This is a genomic window from Exercitatus varius, assembly GCF_029577735.1.
GTDB classification, from domain to species: Bacteria; Pseudomonadota; Gammaproteobacteria; order Enterobacterales; family Pasteurellaceae; genus Exercitatus; species Exercitatus varius.
The window spans coordinates 61,875-78,832 of record NZ_JARQTO010000009.1; the positions used below are offsets into that span (position 1 = coordinate 61,875).

The 16,958-nt window shown below is 47.1% G+C and carries 16 protein-coding genes and 1 tRNA gene; 8 read left to right on the forward strand and 9 right to left on the reverse strand.

Annotation, left to right across the window (positions count from 1 at the left end; genetic code table 11):
* The first annotated feature begins 4 nt into the window (after positions 1-4).
* Positions 5-2,026, forward strand: coding sequence for a TonB-dependent siderophore receptor (locus P7M01_RS07370; protein ID WP_317483437.1), 2,022 nt, complete (start codon positions 5-7; stop codon positions 2,024-2,026).
* Between the two features lie 194 nt (positions 2,027-2,220).
* Here the strand turns inward: P7M01_RS07370 and P7M01_RS07375 are convergent, their stop codons facing one another.
* The gene (locus P7M01_RS07375; RefSeq protein WP_317483438.1) at positions 2,221-4,359 is read right to left on the reverse strand and encodes an alpha-galactosidase; all 2,139 of its coding nucleotides are present in this window, start codon (positions 4,357-4,359) and stop codon (positions 2,221-2,223) included.
* On the reverse strand, positions 4,356-5,720 hold the full coding sequence (melB, locus tag P7M01_RS07380) for a melibiose:sodium transporter MelB (protein WP_317483439.1): 1,365 nt from the start codon (positions 5,718-5,720) through the stop codon (positions 4,356-4,358). The genes P7M01_RS07375 and melB overlap by 4 nt, the downstream gene beginning before the upstream one ends.
* A 222-nt stretch (positions 5,721-5,942) precedes the next feature.
* On the opposite strand from melB, the gene melR reads away from it, so the two are divergent.
* Complete coding sequence (gene melR, locus P7M01_RS07385; protein ID WP_317483440.1) at positions 5,943-6,953, forward strand: transcriptional regulator MelR; 1,011 nt, start codon at positions 5,943-5,945, stop codon at positions 6,951-6,953.
* A 14-nt stretch (positions 6,954-6,967) separates the two neighbouring features.
* Positions 6,968-7,684 carry a DNA/RNA nuclease SfsA gene (gene sfsA / locus P7M01_RS07390; RefSeq protein WP_317483441.1) on the forward strand — a complete coding sequence of 239 codons (717 nt, stop codon included), beginning with the start codon at positions 6,968-6,970 and terminating at the stop codon, positions 7,682-7,684.
* A 123-nt stretch (positions 7,685-7,807) separates the two neighbouring features.
* On the opposite strand, the gene P7M01_RS07395 is transcribed toward sfsA, so the two are convergent.
* From P7M01_RS07395 to P7M01_RS07410, 4 genes are all read right to left on the reverse strand, one after another.
* Positions 7,808-7,951 carry a FeoB-associated Cys-rich membrane protein gene (locus P7M01_RS07395; protein WP_317475913.1) on the reverse strand — a complete coding sequence of 48 codons (144 nt, stop codon included), beginning with the start codon at positions 7,949-7,951 and terminating at the stop codon, positions 7,808-7,810.
* Position 7,952: 1 nt separating this feature from the next.
* Positions 7,953-9,824: a ferrous iron transporter B gene (gene feoB, locus P7M01_RS07400; protein ID WP_317483442.1), complete on the reverse strand. Its 1,872-nt coding sequence runs from the start codon at positions 9,822-9,824 to the stop codon at positions 7,953-7,955.
* 44 nt (positions 9,825-9,868) lie between these two features.
* Positions 9,869-10,129: a FeoA family protein gene (locus P7M01_RS07405; RefSeq protein ID WP_317477544.1), complete on the reverse strand. Its 261-nt coding sequence runs from the start codon at positions 10,127-10,129 to the stop codon at positions 9,869-9,871.
* 329 nt (positions 10,130-10,458) lie between these two features.
* Positions 10,459-10,548: transfer RNA gene (locus P7M01_RS07410), tRNA-Ser, on the reverse strand.
* A gap of 193 nt (positions 10,549-10,741) precedes the next feature.
* Here P7M01_RS07410 and P7M01_RS07415 point away from each other — a divergent pair.
* Together P7M01_RS07415 and P7M01_RS07420 are read left to right on the forward strand one after the other, a co-directional pair.
* A complete protein-coding gene (locus tag P7M01_RS07415; RefSeq protein ID WP_317483443.1) occupies positions 10,742-11,413 on the forward strand; it encodes a Bax inhibitor-1 family protein in 672 nt (223 codons plus the stop codon).
* A gap of 60 nt (positions 11,414-11,473) precedes the next feature.
* On the forward strand, positions 11,474-11,803 hold the full coding sequence (locus tag P7M01_RS07420; RefSeq protein ID WP_317475915.1) for a TusE/DsrC/DsvC family sulfur relay protein: 330 nt from the start codon (positions 11,474-11,476) through the stop codon (positions 11,801-11,803).
* Between the two features lie 93 nt (positions 11,804-11,896).
* Here the strand turns inward: P7M01_RS07420 and P7M01_RS07425 are convergent, their stop codons facing one another.
* Positions 11,897-12,169 carry an acylphosphatase gene (locus tag P7M01_RS07425; RefSeq protein ID WP_202935814.1) on the reverse strand — a complete coding sequence of 91 codons (273 nt, stop codon included), beginning with the start codon at positions 12,167-12,169 and terminating at the stop codon, positions 11,897-11,899.
* A gap of 144 nt (positions 12,170-12,313) precedes the next feature.
* Here P7M01_RS07425 and P7M01_RS07430 point away from each other — a divergent pair, with 144 nt between their 5' ends.
* From P7M01_RS07430 to yccS, 3 genes are all read left to right on the forward strand, one after another.
* The gene (locus tag P7M01_RS07430; protein ID WP_202935815.1) at positions 12,314-12,976 is read left to right on the forward strand and encodes a curli polymerization inhibitor CsgI-related protein; all 663 of its coding nucleotides are present in this window, start codon (positions 12,314-12,316) and stop codon (positions 12,974-12,976) included.
* A 128-nt stretch (positions 12,977-13,104) separates the two neighbouring features.
* On the forward strand, positions 13,105-13,560 hold the full coding sequence (locus tag P7M01_RS07435) for a YccF domain-containing protein (RefSeq protein WP_317477543.1): 456 nt from the start codon (positions 13,105-13,107) through the stop codon (positions 13,558-13,560).
* Positions 13,553-15,679, forward strand: coding sequence for a YccS family putative transporter (gene yccS, locus P7M01_RS07440; protein WP_317483444.1), 2,127 nt, complete (start codon positions 13,553-13,555; stop codon positions 15,677-15,679). The genes P7M01_RS07435 and yccS overlap by 8 nt, the downstream gene beginning before the upstream one ends.
* Before the next feature lie 50 nt (positions 15,680-15,729).
* Here yccS and P7M01_RS07445 read toward each other — a convergent pair whose 3' ends face one another.
* Positions 15,730-16,287, reverse strand: coding sequence for a TorD/DmsD family molecular chaperone (locus P7M01_RS07445; RefSeq protein ID WP_317483445.1), 558 nt, complete (start codon positions 16,285-16,287; stop codon positions 15,730-15,732).
* Between the two features lie 4 nt (positions 16,288-16,291).
* Entirely contained in the window at positions 16,292-16,894 is a 603-nt protein-coding gene (recR, locus tag P7M01_RS07450; RefSeq protein WP_202935819.1) for a recombination mediator RecR, read from the reverse strand.
* Between the last annotated feature and the right edge of the window lie 64 nt (positions 16,895-16,958).

A 16,958-nucleotide genomic window follows, 5' to 3' on the forward strand; every position in this document is an offset into this window, starting at 1 on the left:
AAACATGAAAAAAACTTTCATCAATACATGTATTGTCAGTGCGTTAGCACTGACCGCGTCTGCCGCCATGGCGGAAAACGTCGAACAGCTGAACGAAATCGAAGTGGTCGGTTCCGTTGCCAAAGCGGGAAAAGTAGACTACATGACACCGAAATCCGTGGATGTGATCAGCGAACGGCAAATCGCCGATGAAAATGCGCAAAAAGTGGATCAGGCGTTACGTTATCAAGCGGGCATCGTGACCGAACCTTACGGCGGCGATAACGACACCGATTGGTTTAAAATCCGCGGTTTCGACGCTTCCATGACCTTAGACGGCACGGCGCTGGGCAAAAACGGTTTCTTTGTGTGGCTGCCGAATACTTACGGCCTGGAAAGCATTGAAGTAGTGAAAGGCGCCGATTCTTTCACTTACGGCGCGGCGGAAACCGGCGGGCTCGTGAATTTAGTCAGTAAACGCCCGACCAAGGATCCGAAAGGCGAAATCAAACTGACCGCAGGCAATAAAGACGAACGCGGTATCGGTTTCGATGTCAGCAATAAATTTGCCGACAATTTACGTTATCGCGTGGTGGGCGATTACAACAAACGCCACGGACAAGTTAACGGCACTTGGCTGGAAAGCTATTACTTCGCGCCAAGTCTAACCTGGGATATTTCCGATAAAGCGGCATTCACCCTGCTGGCCAGCGTACAAAAAGACGTGGGCGTGCCGGTTAATCCGTTCCTGCCGGCTTACGGTTCGTTAATCGATACGCCGAACGGCACTATCGAACGCGGTGTTAATCTGGGCGAACCGGATCAGGATTACACCGATCGCAGTCAATATTCCCTCGGTTACGAATACATCAACAAATTCGCCGAAGGCTGGACCTTTGCGCAAAATTATCGCTTCAGCCGTTTAAATATTGATCAGTATAATACGTTCGCCTGGAGTTCCGACGCCATTTCCAACGCTTATCGCGGCTATGCTTACACCGTCGGTCACACCACCAATCACACCATTGATAACCGACTCAGCAAAGCCTGGAAACTCGGCGAGGCGGAAAATATCACCACCGTCGGCATGGATTACCAGCATTCCGAAACCAAAGGTTTGAATAACGGTTTCGGCGCGGTAAACGCCATCAATATGTTCCGCCCGGTATATAACCAAACGCCTTACAATCCGACGGGAACCGATTACAATCTGAAAAATATCCAGTTAGGCTTGTATGCGCAAAATCAATTACGTTACCAAAACTGGACATGGAATGTTTCCGCCCGTCACGACAAAGCCCGCGCCGATTCGAAAGCTAACGGCGCCGCCACCAGTTACAACGTCAGCCACAATTCTTATTCCACCGGTTTAATGTATCAATTCGACAACGGTTTGGCGCCTTACGCAAGCTACAGCGAATCCTTCCGGGCAATTGCCGGTAACGACGGTTACGGACGCGCTTACAAACCTTATGAAGGCAAACAATACGAAGCGGGTTTAAAATACCTGCCGAGCTTTATGGACGGCACATTCTCCGTCGCTTGGTTTAATTTGGAAGAGAAAAACACCTTGGTAAGCGATCCGTCCCAAATTCAGGTGCAAGCCGGCAAACAAACCAGCCGTGGCATAGAAGTTCAAGCAAACTTAGCCTTCACCGACAACATTTCGGGACAATTCGCCTATACTTACACCAAAGCGAAAACCGACTTAGCATACAACCAAACCGTACGCAGCGCATTAATTCCGCGCCACGCCTATTCGGCAAAATTGAATTATCGCTTCACCGACAACGCGCTTAACGGCTTAACCGTCGGCGCGGGCGTACGTTATACCGGCTCAACGGTGGACGAGCAATATTATAAAGGCTACAAAGTGGGTAACTACACGCTGGCGGATCTTTTCGCTAAATATGAATTTGCCGGCAACTGGGTCGCTCAGCTCAATATAGACAATTTATTCGACAAAAAATACCTCGCCAGCTGCAGCTATTACTGTTACTACGGCGAAGGCCGCAAATTAACGGCAAATTTAACCTATAAATTCTAAATTCACTTGAAAAACAAGGCTTATTGAACGAATCAATAAGCCTTTTCTTTTTCGGAAATCGACATGTCAGGCTAAAAGTGCGGGCAAAATTTTGAATGTTTTTTTAACATTTCAAACGCCGGATGCCGCCCAAAAAACGTTGCAAAAAACGCCCGCACTTTTACGGCATCAGGCCGATATCGGCTTCGCTGAAATTACAATCGGTTAAATTCAATCAGCAGCGCGCTTTGCGGATCCAACACCGGAATGATCAGCCCGGCATGCGCCAGCCAGTCGCCGCGAACGTTGACGCTTTTACCGGCGAAGTCATCCAGCATCCATTGCGGAAAACTCTTCATCAAATGTCCGCCCTTGCCTGTTTTGATATAATCCGGAACGGCAAGAATTTTAACCTGATAATCCGCTTTCGGATCGAGATAAGGCAGGCGCAGTTTGCCCATGCACTTATAATCCGGCATATCAAGCTGGCTGATGAGCACCACCGCCTGCGTTTTATCCTGCGCGACAACGCCGTTAATCAACGTGGTCTCGTCATGATGATCCAAACGGAAACTTTCCCCCGAATGCAACAACGGGCGAAGTTGTTTATGCAACGCGATATATTTTGCGAAGCCCCGCCGTTCTTCCGCCGATTCTTTTACCGGATCAAGCTCAACGCCCATGTGTCCGAACAATGCGGTTAACCCTCTGAAATCAAAGGAAAAACTTCGCATAGTTGTCTGGCAAGGCGCGCCACCGATATGGGCGCCGATGACTTCCGGCGGATAAAAATAACTCATGCCCCGTTGAATTTTCTGGCGAGCTAACGCGTCGTTGTTATCGGAAGTCCAAAAACGTTGCGAGCGTTTCAGAATTTCAAAATCAATCCGCGCTCCGCCCGACGAGCAGCTTTCGATTTCAACGTGAGGATAACGTTGCTGCAAAATATCAAATAAACGATAAGCGGCTTGAGTTTGTGCAGTCACCGCCGCTTTGCCCGAATGGCCCGGTTGAACCAAACGACGATTGTGATCCCATTTGATGTAATCCACTTGATTCTGGCTTAACAGCCAATCCATACGTTCCAAAATGTAATGAAACGCGTCGGGATTGACTAAATCCAGCACGTATTGATGGCGTTCTTCCGGCTGTGCATAACCGTCCAATTGCAGCAACCAATCGGGATGTTGCCGGTACAGCATCGAACGTTTGCTGATCATTTCCGGTTCCATCCAAATCCCGAATTGCATGCCCAGCTTTTTCACCGCGTCAATCACCGGCGTTAAACCGTTCGGATACTTTTTCTCATCCAGGAACCAATCGCCTAATCCGCCGAAATCATCGTTCCGACCGATAAACCAACCGTCGTCGATGATAAAACGTTCCACGCCCATTTCCGCCGCTTTTTCCGCCATCGCGATAATATGAGCGGGATCGTGATCAAACATCACGCCTTCCCAAATATTAAGATGGACGGGACGAACCGGCTGCGCAAAGTGCAGAATATGGTTTCGGATATGACGGTGAAATTGTTGCGACATGCCGTTCAAGCCGCTATCGGAATAAACGGTATAAACCCAAGGGGTGGAAAGCGATTCGCCTTTTTCTAAAGCGATTTCACCGGGCAAATAAAGATTTTCCAGTTGCGCGAAGCGACGTCCGTCAATCAATACGTCGGCACGAATGCGATGATTGCCCGACCAGGCCAAATGAAAGCCCCAAACTTCGCCCTGTTGCTGACTGAAATGCGGTCGTCCCAGCACCAGATTCGGCGCATACTCGTGAGAAGTGCGTCCATGGCGATTTTCCTGCACAAAGGCGCCGTGTTTTAACCGGGTGCGGTTTTCCTGCAACTCTCGGCACCAGCGCCCGTAAAAACTGAGCACTTCATCGGCATATTCCGGCACCGGCAAAGTGACCGCAAGACGATTAACGGTAAACTTGCTTTCGCCGAGGTTGGTTAAGGTGTTACGGAATTTAAACACACCGTTTTCATCGCTCTCGATTTCCGTTTTAAACGCCAGTTGTGCAACGGAGTCTTCCGCTTCAATCAAAAAAACGTTGTCATTTTTGACCGCACTTTTGGTTTTGAATACCGGCGCCCAGTCGTAACCGTCGCGGTGTCCGTCCACACTTGAGGAACCCCAAAAGCCTCGTCCGTTTTCGGCGGCAAAGGTGACCGGCGTATCCACATCCAAACCGCCGTTGGATACGCCGCGCTCCAGGCTTAACGCATCCGCTTCCGTGATTTCGTCAATATCTAAACGCGCGCCCCAATAAAGAATTTCCGCCGGTTCTGAACGAATAATTAAATCCGTATTGCCGGCGCTTAAACGAATAATATTTTTCATCATCTTCCCTCTTTCACACTTCTGTATTTATCCAATAACACGATATTGACTTTCGCCAATAAATCTCCGTGCAATTTGTAATAACGGAAGTAAACGAACAATTTGATACTGTAAAACAAAATCGGCAAGCCGATCATAATGACTTTCATCCAAAAAATCGTGTTTTCGTTTTGTACTTGGTTCGGCACATAATTAATTGCGGTTAATAACACACCGATCAGCAGGGCGGAAATTGCGGAGCCCGCTTTTACCACCATGGTTTGTACGGAATAAGCGATGCTTTCCGAGCGAATGCCGAGCTTGTATTCGCCGTAATCCACGGTATCCGCCACCATAATGACCTGCAATGTCCAGAATAATGCGCTGCCGATTTGCATAAAAATACCGGCAAGAATAATTAAAAATACGCTCGGGGTTTCCGTCATGCCCGTATAAGCAAGAATTAAACAGCTTAAAATCGAGCTGACGGAAATCGTAATCCACAACGTGCGGCGTGAAAATAAACGCACCAAACGGGCAAAAAAGACAATAATGATCAGATTCGCAATACCGGCGTAGGACATGTAGTAAGGGAACATTTCCTTGTCGCCCACCACATAAGTGAAATAATAAATCGCAAAGCCGGAAATAATATTGCTGGCGATGTTATAACATAACGCCATCACCAAAAGGCTGAAAAGCTGATCGTTACGCGGAATTAAGGAAATCAAGGTTTTAAGCGGAATGCGCGCCTGAGCTTCGCCGTTCAGATTATCCGAAGAATATTTCTCTTTTAAATTCACCAACGTAATAACGGTTGAGGCGATGAAAAAGACGATAATAATGATGGTAAACATGCGAAAGCCGAAGCCTTTATCCTCGCCGCCGACATAATCCACAAAAGCGATACAGGTTCCCGCGGTGATAAAATTGGCAAGACTTGAAAAGAATCGCGGATAAGGAACTAATTCTTCACGTTCATGCTGATCCAAGGTTAACGTCGGGGTTAAGGACCAAAACGGAATATCCATTAAAGTGTAAGTCATGCCCCATAAAATGTAGGTCACGGCGATATACGCGATTAATGCCGTACCGCTAAAATAATCCGCGCAAAACAAAGAAAAAAGAACAAGAGAATTTAAAATCGTACCGATTAAAATCCAAGGCTTAAATTTCCCCCAACGACTACGCGTATTATTCACAATCCATCCCATGATCGGATCGTTGAGCGCATCCCAAATTCGCGCAACCATAAAAATCGTTCCTACGATAGCGCCCGATACGCCAAGCACATCCGTGTAATAATACATTAAATACATATACACGATATGAATGGCGAAGTCTTTTCCGTAAGCGCCCAAGCCAAAGCTCAATTTTGTTTTCATTGATAAACTCATTTTTCACCTCATGCTACAAATAACCTATCCGTACGTTAATATTTGCATAAGAAAACCAAAAAATTCTATCCGATTTTTTCAGCAAAATTCCTGAAAACTCAGATTACGTGATCGAACAAATAAAATCTGAACATTCGAGAAAATTTCACTAGAAAACGCTATTTTAAGCGCTATACTAAACACCAATAAAAAATAAGAATAACTTAAATCATGAACATGCCATCTCGCATAATAAAACTGCCGGAAAACTTGCGGGAACAATCCGGCAGCGAACAAATCAGCCCTTTGTCGCTTTCCCTGGATGCCCGCCCGATTAACGTTAACGTGCAGCAACCGCCGGAAAATATGCCCGCTTATCATTGGCACGGGCATATCGAAATCAATATTCCCTTCGATGACGACGTAGAATATATTTTCAACGAAAACAATACGGTTATTCGTGCGGGACACATCGGCATTTTCTGGGCCTCCGTTCCTCATCGGCTAATTGACAAACGTCACTGTCAGACGATGGCGGTATTTGATATTCCCGTTTACCAATTTCTGTCCTGGCAACTGTCGCAAAATCTGATCAATCACATCACTCACGGCATTATCATTCAATCGAAAAATCCGCATTTAGTCAGCTTATTTGAAGTCCGACGCTGGGAAAAAGAATTAAAATCGGAAGATCCGAACCGTCATCAACTGGTTTACGACGAAATTCAACTGATGATCAAACGTATCAGTTTGGACGGTTGGACGTTATTGCTGGAACTGCCGAAAACCGTCAGTCATCAAATTTCCGGCTCCAGACATGCACAGAATTATGTTCGAACGATGCTTGATTACATCGCCAATCATTATAATGAGCCGCTCACCGTACAAGCGGTAGCCAGCGCGGTAGGATTAAATAGCAACTATGCGATGAGTTTATTCCAAAGCGCCATGCAGCTTACCATCAAACAATACATTATGATGATGCGCATCAATCATGCCAAGGCGCTGCTGAGCGACACCAACAAAAGCATGCTGGATATTTCGCTCACCACCGGCTTTGGTTCGATCAGTCGCTTTTACGACAATTTTCTAAAATACACCGGTCTTTCGCCCAACAAATACCGCAAACAGATCCGCGCCAAGGACAGCTGGTCGGCGCAAGGGCTCATTCCCACCAACCAATCCGTGAAAGGCGCCAGCACGGGCGAAAAATTAATCACCAAAAACATTCGGCAACTCTAAACAAGGACAATTTTATGCAATTCCCCCCTCTTCAATCCGCCGCATTTATCCGTCGCTACAAACGCTTTATGGCGGACGTAGAACGGCCGAACGGCGAAATCATCACCCTTCACTGCGCCAACACCGGCGCCATGACCGGCTGCGCGGAAAAAGGCGATACCGTTTGGTATTCCGATTCCAAAAGCGCCACGCGGAAATATCCCTGCTCCTGGGAACTGACTCAACTTGCAAACGGCAATCTGGTTTGCATCAACACTCACCGTTCCAACCAATTAGTGCACGAAGCCTTACAAAATAAAGGGATTAAAGAACTCGCCGACTATTCGGAGATTTACCCCGAAGTCAAATACGGTGAAGAAAACAGCCGCATCGATTTTCTGCTGAAAGGCGAAGGCTTGCCCGATTGTTACGTAGAAGTAAAATCCATCACCTTGGTAAAAAACAACATCGGCATGTTTCCCGACGCCGTAACCAGCCGCGGACAAAAACACATCCGCGAATTACTCGCCGCGAAAAAACAAGGACATCGCGCCGTCGTGTTATTCGCCGGCCTGCACGACGGTTTCGATTGTTTCAAAATCGCCGAATACATCGATCCCGAATACGACCGGCTGTTAAAAAACGCCATGCAACAAGGCGTGGAAGCTTACGCCTACGCGGGAAAATTCGAGAAAATACAAGGCATTCCTACCGCACTTTCGCTGACGCATAAAGTGCCGTTCATCGAATGAAAAGATGCCGGTTAACGCGTTTTAACCGATTAAAATATAAAAAGTGCGGTCAAAATTTTGAATGTTTTTTGAATTAAAAAAACAAGCGAAAATTTGACCGCACTTTTTGCTGCGTTAGCGGTTTTACGGACAGCCTTTTTTGCCGCCGCAGCGATCACAGCCTCCGCACAGATCGTTCTTAGCCGTTTTGGACTTAAACACAAATTTACGTAATAGATACAATACGCAAACGCCGACGATGAGGCCGACAATAATAGATTGTTCCATCTTAGAAGATCCTCATAGAAATTTGGTATACCGCAAACGAGAATACGTAAGCCAGCGCGAACAGATAACCCGCAATCAGCAAGGTTTTTTTGGTCGAATTGACTTCCCGTTTAATCACCGCCAGCGTCGCCATACACATCGGCGCATAAACGTACCAAGCTAAAAAAGCCAGCGCCGTCGGGATTCCCCATTGTTCGTGTACGATCGGCACCAAGGCGTTCTGAATGGCCTCATCCGAACCGCTTGCGCCGACCGCATAAACCGTGCCCAACGCTGCCACCACCACTTCACGGGCGGCAATCCCCGGAATCATGGCGATACACATTTGCCAAGTGAATCCTAAAGGCGCAAAAATCGGCTGGATAAAATTGCCCAGCATACCGGCAAAGCTATAATCAATGGCCGCGGCCGTGGCGCCTTCCGGCGTTGCCGGAAAACTGACCAGCGCCCATAAAATCACGCTTAAAGCAAAAATAACCGTTCCCGCCCGTTTCAGGAAAGCCGCCACTTTATCCCACAAACTGGATAAAATGTGTTGAAAATTCGGTAAACGGAACGTCGGCAATTCCATTAATAACGGGAATTGACGAATGCTGCCTTTGCGACGGGCGAGGCGCTTCATAATGTAAGCCACCAATCCGGCGGAAAACACGCCGATAAAATATAACCCGAACAACACCAAACCTTGCAGATTAAAAACGCCCCAGACCGTTTGATCCGGAATCACCGCACCGATAATCAGCGCATAAACGGGCAATCTCGCAGAACAGGTCAACATCGGAGCAATGGCGATGGTCACCAACCGTTCGCGGGGATCCTGAATGGTTCTGGCCGACATCACCGAAGGCACCGCGCAGGCGAAGCTGGACAACAGCGGGATGAATGCCCGGCCGGATAAGCCGCTGGTGGATAACAAATTATCCAAAAGAAACGCCGCCCGCGGTAAATAGCCGGAGTCTTCCAGTAACAAAATAAAAGCAAACAAAATTGCGATTTGCGGAACGAACACCAAAACACTGCCCACGCCGGCAATCACGCCGTTGAGTATTAAATCCCGCAATATTCCTGCCGGAATCAGAGTAGCAACCCATTCTCCCAGGCTTGTAAAAAGATCTTCAATGAAATCCATCACGGGTGCGGACCAGGAATAAACCGCCTGAAACACCAATAACAAAACCAGCAGTAATAAGACGAATCCCCAAACGGGATGTAAGGTGAGACGGTCTAATCGTTGGTGCCATTGCGGCATAACCATTTCCGTTTTAACCGTTTGCGTCAGAATTTCTTCGACCTGCGCATACAAGGCATTGCTATCAAGGGATTCCAACAGTTTTACCGCTTGATTGCCGTCAATACCGACGCTGTCACGCGGCAAATTGGCGATGGCGTTTTTTACGCCGCGGATACCGTCCCGCCGGATGGCCACGGTTTCCAAAACGGGAACGCCCAACAACTCGGCGAGCTTTTTCTCGTCAATGGTTAAACCGCGGGAACGGGCCACGTCAATCAGATTTAACGATACCACCATCGGCAGCCCCAGCATTTTTAACTCCAGCACCATGCGTAAGGTCATGCGCAAATTGGTGGCATCGGCAACGGCAATAATACCGTCAATTTTTCTGCCGTATTTCCCTAAAATTTCATCGCGGGCGACGGCTTCATCAAGAGTGGTGGTGCGTAAACTATAAGTACCGGGTAAATCAATGATGCTTACCGAAGGATCATCGACAAATAACCCTTCGCGCCGCTCGACCGTTACGCCGGGATAATTGGCCACTTTCGCATTGGAGCCCGTTAATCCGTTAAAAAGCACGGTCTTCCCGCAATTGGGTGCGCCGACTAAAGCAAAATAAGTCAGTTTATCTTGATTCATTACGTTTATCTTGGTTATAAGAAAATTATCAGACTATTAATCGGTTATTTATTGATATGACAAAGAATTTTACTGGCTTCTGCGGCACGTAAAGAAAACTGCGATAAGTTACTTAATCTCACCGCAAACGGACCTTTGCCGAAAACGCCGGCCGCCACGATTTCCACCGGCATGCCTTTAGAAAAGCCTAAATCCGCCAAACGACGGCTGACTAACCCGTCCAGCTCACCGAATGCATTATTGGCGACGATGGAATCAATATAAGCGACATTTCCTTTGCTGAGTTGAGATAAAGGAACAACCATAATGAATACTCCGTTTTAGATTGGTTTTAGCCTAGCGTCGAATTATACACCCGACTTACCGCCAATAAATGATAATTATTCCTAATGTTGATTTTGATCAGTTTTTTGCGCTTAAAAAAGGTTGCGAATCGCCTTAAATTTCCGATGATCACGGCTAAAGCCTCCCGCTTTCGCCCGAAATCGTCACTGAGTTAAAAAGTGCGGAAGATTTTCAGCACGTTTTTTTCATAATCTTGAAAAATCCGGAATCGAACACATATTTGTTATACCGTTATGCGCATTCGGCTAACAAAAAAGCCGCAAGCAAACAGCTTACGGCTTATAAAAAGTGGCGGAGGAACTGAGATTCGAACTCAGGGAGGGCGCAAACCCTCGCCGGTTTTCAAGACCGGTGCATTCAACCGCTCTGCCATTCCTCCGTCGAAGTGCGGAGAAATATAATATAGTTTTACGATGAGGTAAACTAAAATTTTAGAAAATCGTCTTAACAGACGATATTTTGTCCAGCGTCGATGAAAATATCGCCGACAACATAAAAAAACATTTTGACTTTTATCAAATTTAACTTTAATTTAACAACAATTTTATTGACTCTCTATTGAAGGAAAGACTATGCAACAATCCCGTATTGTTTTCGATTCCCGCGATCAGGCTTCTTTATTGCTAAGCACCCACAAAGTGCTGCGTAACACCTATTTTTTATTGGGTTTAACGCTGGCTTTTTCTGCGCTGGTCGCTTACATTTCCATGTCCCTTAACCTACCGAGCCCGGGTATTTTAATTACCTTGATAGGTTTTTACGGATTACTGTTTCTAACGCACTCATTGGCCAACAGCGGTGCGGGGATTTTGGCGGCGTTCGCCTTTACCGGTTTCCTGGGTTACACCTTGGGCCCAATCCTTAACATGTATGTAGGCGCCGGCTTAAGCGATCTGGTTGTATTGGCTTTAGGCGGAACCGCTGCGGTCTTCTTCGCTTGTTCGGCTTATGTATTAACCACGCAAAAAGATATGTCGTTCCTTGCCGGTATGATGTTCTCTTTATTCATCGTGTTGTTAATCGGTATGATCGCCAACATATTCCTGAACATGCCGGCATTGCATATCGCGATGAGCGCGCTTTTCGTGGTATTTTCCAGTGCGGCGATTTTGTTTGAAACCAGCAACATTATTCACGGCGGCGAAACCAACTATATCCGCGCAACAGTCAGCCTGTTTGTGTCGCTTTACAATCTGTTCATCAGTTTATTGAATTTATTAACGATTTTCAGCCGCGACGAATAATCAGCGCGAATCATCATAAACGCCCCGTTTCGGGGCGTTTTGTTCTTCATAAGGAAAATTATGTTAACGGTTAACCAACAACAGATTGAAACCGATCCGGCCGGTTATTTAATGGATTTAAACCAATGGACGCCGGATGTGGCCCGTGCCATCGCGGAAAAAGAAGGTATCGTATTAACGGACGCGCACTGGGAAGTGATTGATTTTGTGCGCGATTTTTATCAGGAATATAAAACTTCTCCCGCCATTCGAATGTTAGTGAAAGCCATGGCGAAAAAATTAGGCGAAGAAAAAGGCAACAGCCGCTATTTGCAACGCCTTTTCCCGGACGGTCCGGCGAAACAGGCGACAAAACTGGCGGGCTTGCCGAAACCGGCAAAATGCCTTTAATTTCCTATTCGGTAAGCCAAATCCGGTGCTAAAGTGCGGTCAAAAAATGCGATGTTTTTTGCCCGCACTTTTCGTTTTCAGTGGCGCCCGGCGTTAACGTTCGATAGAAAAACGGCTGAATACGCGTCCGCCCGCATATTCCTGCTCGATTAAATTTGTCACCTCGGCCGTGGGCGGGCCTTGTTCCAGCCATTCTCTGAAGGCGGCAATCTGTTCGGCGGATCCCGCGGCGACCACACGAACCGAACCGTCGATTTGATTTTTCACGTAGCCATGAATCCCTAATTTATTGGCTTCACGTGCGGTGAAAAAACGAAATCCCACGCCCTGCACACATCCGTAAACGGTAAATTGTCGTTGTATCATCACGCCACTCCTTGATTTATTTCAGAAATTTGCGATTTTTTTACGGCTGACTATTCCTATTTCATCGAAATTAGCATAGCATACAAACTAACACTTTCATCATTAAAGTGAGGTTTTATGTTTTATTTCTCCCAAGGAGTTACTATGAAATTTCGTTTAGCTGCCGTTGCTGCTTCGGCATTACTCGCGAGTTCCGCCAGTTTCGCAGGCATGGTTACCGCTTCATCAAATATTGATTTTTTAGCGGTCGACGGACAAAAGGCAAGCAAATCTTTATTAAAAGAAAGCCGTTCGTTCAATGTCAATGATACCAACACTCACCAAGTGGTCGTGCGCGTATCGGAATTAATTCGCGAAGGATCCGATCGTAATTTATTCGAAAGCGATCCGATTGTAGTAACATTCCAGGGTTCTACCGAAGACGTTCAAATTTCCGCGCCGCGTTTAACCAACGAGCGCGAAGCCAATAATTTTAAAGCGAATCCTAAAATCACGGTGAAAACCGTTTCCGGCACGGAAATCGCCACGAAGCAGGATTATTTGAAACAGGAAGGTTTCCTGCCCGGTGTGAATTTAGAAGAAAATCTGTCTAACTACAACCAGTCCGGCGCCACCGCTTCCGTAGCGGGCTTCGCCACTGCGTCCATGCCGGCTGCCGTCGGCACCGTTCAAAACGGTAAAGTGAAGAAGGGCAAAGTAACCGTTCAGGGCGAAAACGCCGCGGAACAAATGCTGCAATACTGGTATCAACAAGCGGACAAAGAAACGCAGGAACGTTTCTTAAACTGGGTGAAAACGCAAAAATAAGCTTTTAATTGACGTGAAAAGTGAGCTTAGCTCACTTTTTTATTAGAAGCCAAAGGCGATTTATCGCCTATGATTTTGCGAAAAAACTTCGTCAATTTTGACCGCACTTTTAAGGCTGTTTGAAGACTATGGCGCTGATTCTTAATATTCTAAATTTCGTTCTGGGCGGTTTTGCCGTTACGCTGGGTTGGTTAATCGCCACGATATTCAGCGCCGTGTTGATTATCACCCTGCCTTATACGCGAAGTTGTTGGGAAATTACTAAAATGTCGCTGATTCCCTTTGGGAACGATATTGTTCACGTGAAATATCTGGAACCGAAAAGCGCGGCGCAAAATACGCTCGGTTCCGTGCTGAATCTGGTTTGGTTCATTCTTTTTGGGTGGTGGTTGTGCCTTGCTCATATCTTTGTGGGCATTGCTCAATGTCTGTCCGTTATCGGCATTCCGACCGGCCTGGCGCATTTCAAACTGGCGCCGATTTCGCTTTTTCCCGTGGGGCAGCGCGTAGTATCAAAAGAAACCGCCCAATTGGCTCGTCAATACGCAGCCGAAAAAGAATTCGAATTAAAACGCAATGCTTAATACCAAAGTTATCGCCTCGCTGCCGATGTTTATCGCCGTCAATATTGCGGCGTTATTAGTATGGGGTTTGGATATTTCGCAGCAAAGCATGCCGTTGGTGCTCGGCGTGATTGCCGGCGGACTGGTGGATTTGGACGATCGCTTCAGCGGGCGATTACGTAATATTTTTTATACTCTGCTCGCCTTCACGGTGTCCTCTTTTCTTTCTCAACTGCTGCTCAATCAAGGCATTTATTTCATCATCATGATGACCTTGATCACCTTTATTTTCACCATGGTCGGAGCCGTAGGACAACGTTACAGTACCATTGCGTTCGGCACCCTTGTCGTGTCCCTGTATACCACGCTCACCTATCTGCCCGCAATGCCTTGGTATCTGAATCCGGTTATGATTCTGGCAGGAACCTTGCTGTATAGCTCGGTAGCGGTGATTATTCACCTGATTTTCCCCAATCGCCCGGTACAAGACAGCATAATGACATCTTTTCTGGCGTTGGCGGATTATCTTGACGCTAAATCGGACTTTTTTGACCCTGACGATATCGAGCAACTGGAACAAAAACAGATTTCTCTGGCAATGAGCAACAGCCGACTGATTGCCGCGTTCAATCATTGTCGCAACCTGTTGTTTAACCGTATGCGCAGTCAGCATCGGCATGCGCACACCAATAAAATGTTGCGCTATTATTTTACTGCGCAGGACATTCACGAACGCGCTCATTCCAGTCATGCGGATTACCAGGTTCTTGCCGGAAAACTGAAAAATTCGGATTTAATCTTCCGTATGCAACACCTGCTGGAACTTGAAGCGCAGGCCTGTCGCGACATCGCCACGGCATTGCAGACCAACGGCGAATACCGCTACAGCCGGCGGTTGGAACGTACCGTGGCGGGCACCCATCAGTCTTTAGAATTGTACGCTCAACGCTGTCAGTCCGACGATGAAAAAAACAACCTGCAAACGATACGCACTTTACTGGAAAATCTACAGAATATCGATTGGCAACTACGCAATCTGGCGCAGTCTCAACATAGCGAAGAACAAAACGAACGCGCCCGGATTGATACCGAACATATTTCCGGCTTTGGGAACATTCTCGCTCGTATCGGCAGCCATTTTACGGTGGAATCTCAGCTGTTCCGCCATGCCGTACGTTTGTCCGTTGTTGTATTTATCTGTTGCAGTCTGGTAGAAATTTTCGATTTACAGGTGGATCGCGGCTATTGGATTTTATTGACCGCCATTTTCGTTTGCCAACCTAATTATTCCGCCACAAAAATACGGGTAAAACAACGGATTATCGGCACATTGCTGGGCGTGCTGGTCGGTTCGTGCTTGCCTTACATGGCTTCCGCCTTGGAAGCCAAACTGGCGATGGTGGTCATCAGCAGCACGCTGTTTTATTTTTTCCGTACCAATAATTACAGCTTTTCAACCTTTTTCATCACCATCCAAGTCCTCGCCAGCTTTGATATTATGGGTTTCGACATTTATGACGCCACTTTACCGCGCCTGCTTGATACTTTGCTGGGTTCCGCCCTGGCATGGATTGCCGTGTCTTATATTTTTCCCGACTGGAAATATCTGCAACTGGATAAAGTCAGCCACCAGGCGATCATTCATGATGCTCAGTATTTATTGCATATCGTCGGGCAGTTGTTATTCGGCGGCGGCGATGACCTGAAATATCGCATTGCGCGCCGTCGCGCCCATGAAAGCGCCATGACGTTAACCGCCACGCTGACGACCATGAATACCGAACCGAAAAAATACGCGCCTTATCTGCAAAAAGGTTTTAACTTTCTGCAGATTAACACCACGTTACTGGGTTATATTTCCGCTTTGGGCGCATACCGCCGGAAAATGCGCGACATCAAACAGGATACCGATTTTCTAAGCGAGTTTTATCCTATTGCCAAACAGACCGCGTTGTTACTGGAAAAATCGGACCGAATATCCGATGCGGAATTTGAAAACCGTTACCGGCAGATAACGACGAAATTACAGCGTTATACGGAACAAAATCAGCGCAAAAATCGCCCGCACTTTAGCGTGCCGTTGCAGCAAATTCAGATGATTGCGCAGCTTCTCCCGCAATTACGGCAAGCCGTAAAATAAAAAAGCCCGGAGAATTCCAAGCTTTTTCATCTTTTACTTTAACGATCGGTTTATTCCGCTTCTTCCAGCTCATCCGCCATCGCCGCCAATATTTCGCGGGAAAGCAACGCCAGCGCGCGATAAAACGGTAAATTCGCCGCCGCTTCCACTTTTGTTAAAAACGGGTTGGCGCAAGGCAGCAAGAACTGCTCGAACAGTTCCTTTTGCGCGGAGACGGAAGCCAGATTATCTTCAATCCAGGAAGCGGTTAAAAAAACTAAACCGAAATGATCCGCACTTTCCACCGACGGCATATTGCGCGCCTGCCGGAATGCCGCAAAAGCCTCCGCGTCAACGTTGTAAGCCGAAATTTCAACGGGCACGACATTTTTCTTGTCGCGGAACAATCGCTGATATTCTTTATCCAGCACGACGGGATCGACCGCCATTTGCAGACTTTCAATAGCAGACAAGCTTGCTTTGTCCGTCTCCAGCGGCCAAATTTGCGTCAATCCTTTTTGCTGCAACCAGCTGAAAACGCCGCCGAGCACCGGATCCGTCGGCGAACGATAAAATAAATTTCCTAACAAACGGCTGATTAGTGAAAAATGATTTATATTTTCTGACATGAATTTATCCCAATTCGCGACGGCCCAAAAACGAATGGGTCAAGGTTGTGCCGTCCACCATTTCCAATTCGCCGCCCACCGGAATACCGTGAGCAATGCGGCTTACTTTAATGCCCTGTTGCATACACATTTCGGCGATATAATTGGCCGTTGCGTCGCCTTCAACGGTGGGATTGGTCGCCAAAATGACTTCTTGAAAACGTTCGTTCTGCAAACGTTGTTGCAGCAAATCCAAACCGATTTCCCGCGGACCGATACCGTCTAACGGCGATAAATGTCCCATTAACACAAAATAGCGCCCGGAAAACTGCCCGGTCTGTTCAATGGCCTGAATATCCGCCGGCATTTCCACCACGCACAGCAAGCCCGAATTCCGGCGACGCGGATTATCACAAATGGCGCAGGTTTCTTCTTCCGTAAAAGTACGGCATTGGCCGCAATGCCCGATTTTCGACATCGCATCCGTCAGAGCTCGGGCTAAATTCATGCCGCCGCTACGATCGCGTTGCAATAAATGATATGCCATACGCTGAGCGGATTTCGGTCCCACTCCGGGCAAGCAGCGCAAATGCTCAACAAGATTTTCTAACAGCGGACTGCTTTGCATAAGATTTCCTGAAAAACAATGAAAAAATCGACCGCACTTTTTGAAATTAACATAAAGTGCGGTC

Excerpts from the sequence above, each read along its gene's own strand:
- yccS (WP_317483444.1), top strand. The coding sequence starts at position 13,553 with ATGCTTAATACCAAAGTTATCGCCTCGCTGCCGATGTTTATCGCCGTC.
- P7M01_RS07420 (WP_317475915.1), top strand. The coding sequence starts at position 11,474 with ATGTTAACGGTTAACCAACAACAGATTGAAACCGATCCGGCCGGTTAT.
- recR (WP_202935819.1), bottom strand. The coding sequence starts at position 16,894 with ATGCAAAGCAGTCCGCTGTTAGAAAATCTTGTTGAGCATTTGCGCTGC.
- feoB (WP_317483442.1), bottom strand. The coding sequence starts at position 9,824 with ATGAATCAAGATAAACTGACTTATTTTGCTTTAGTCGGCGCACCCAAT.
- P7M01_RS07445 (WP_317483445.1), bottom strand. The coding sequence starts at position 16,287 with ATGTCAGAAAATATAAATCATTTTTCACTAATCAGCCGTTTGTTAGGA.
- P7M01_RS07435 (WP_317477543.1), top strand. The coding sequence starts at position 13,105 with ATGGCGCTGATTCTTAATATTCTAAATTTCGTTCTGGGCGGTTTTGCC.
- P7M01_RS07415 (WP_317483443.1), top strand. The coding sequence starts at position 10,742 with ATGCAACAATCCCGTATTGTTTTCGATTCCCGCGATCAGGCTTCTTTA.
- P7M01_RS07370 (WP_317483437.1), top strand. The coding sequence starts at position 5 with ATGAAAAAAACTTTCATCAATACATGTATTGTCAGTGCGTTAGCACTG.
- P7M01_RS07430 (WP_202935815.1), top strand. The coding sequence starts at position 12,314 with ATGAAATTTCGTTTAGCTGCCGTTGCTGCTTCGGCATTACTCGCGAGT.
- P7M01_RS07375 (WP_317483438.1), bottom strand. The coding sequence starts at position 4,359 with ATGATGAAAAATATTATTCGTTTAAGCGCCGGCAATACGGATTTAATT.
- melR (WP_317483440.1), top strand. The coding sequence starts at position 5,943 with ATGAACATGCCATCTCGCATAATAAAACTGCCGGAAAACTTGCGGGAA.
- P7M01_RS07425 (WP_202935814.1), bottom strand. The coding sequence starts at position 12,169 with ATGATACAACGACAATTTACCGTTTACGGATGTGTGCAGGGCGTGGGA.
- sfsA (WP_317483441.1), top strand. The coding sequence starts at position 6,968 with ATGCAATTCCCCCCTCTTCAATCCGCCGCATTTATCCGTCGCTACAAA.
- melB (WP_317483439.1), bottom strand. The coding sequence starts at position 5,720 with ATGAAAACAAAATTGAGCTTTGGCTTGGGCGCTTACGGAAAAGACTTC.
- P7M01_RS07405 (WP_317477544.1), bottom strand. The coding sequence starts at position 10,129 with ATGGTTGTTCCTTTATCTCAACTCAGCAAAGGAAATGTCGCTTATATT.
- P7M01_RS07395 (WP_317475913.1), bottom strand. The coding sequence starts at position 7,951 with ATGGAACAATCTATTATTGTCGGCCTCATCGTCGGCGTTTGCGTATTG.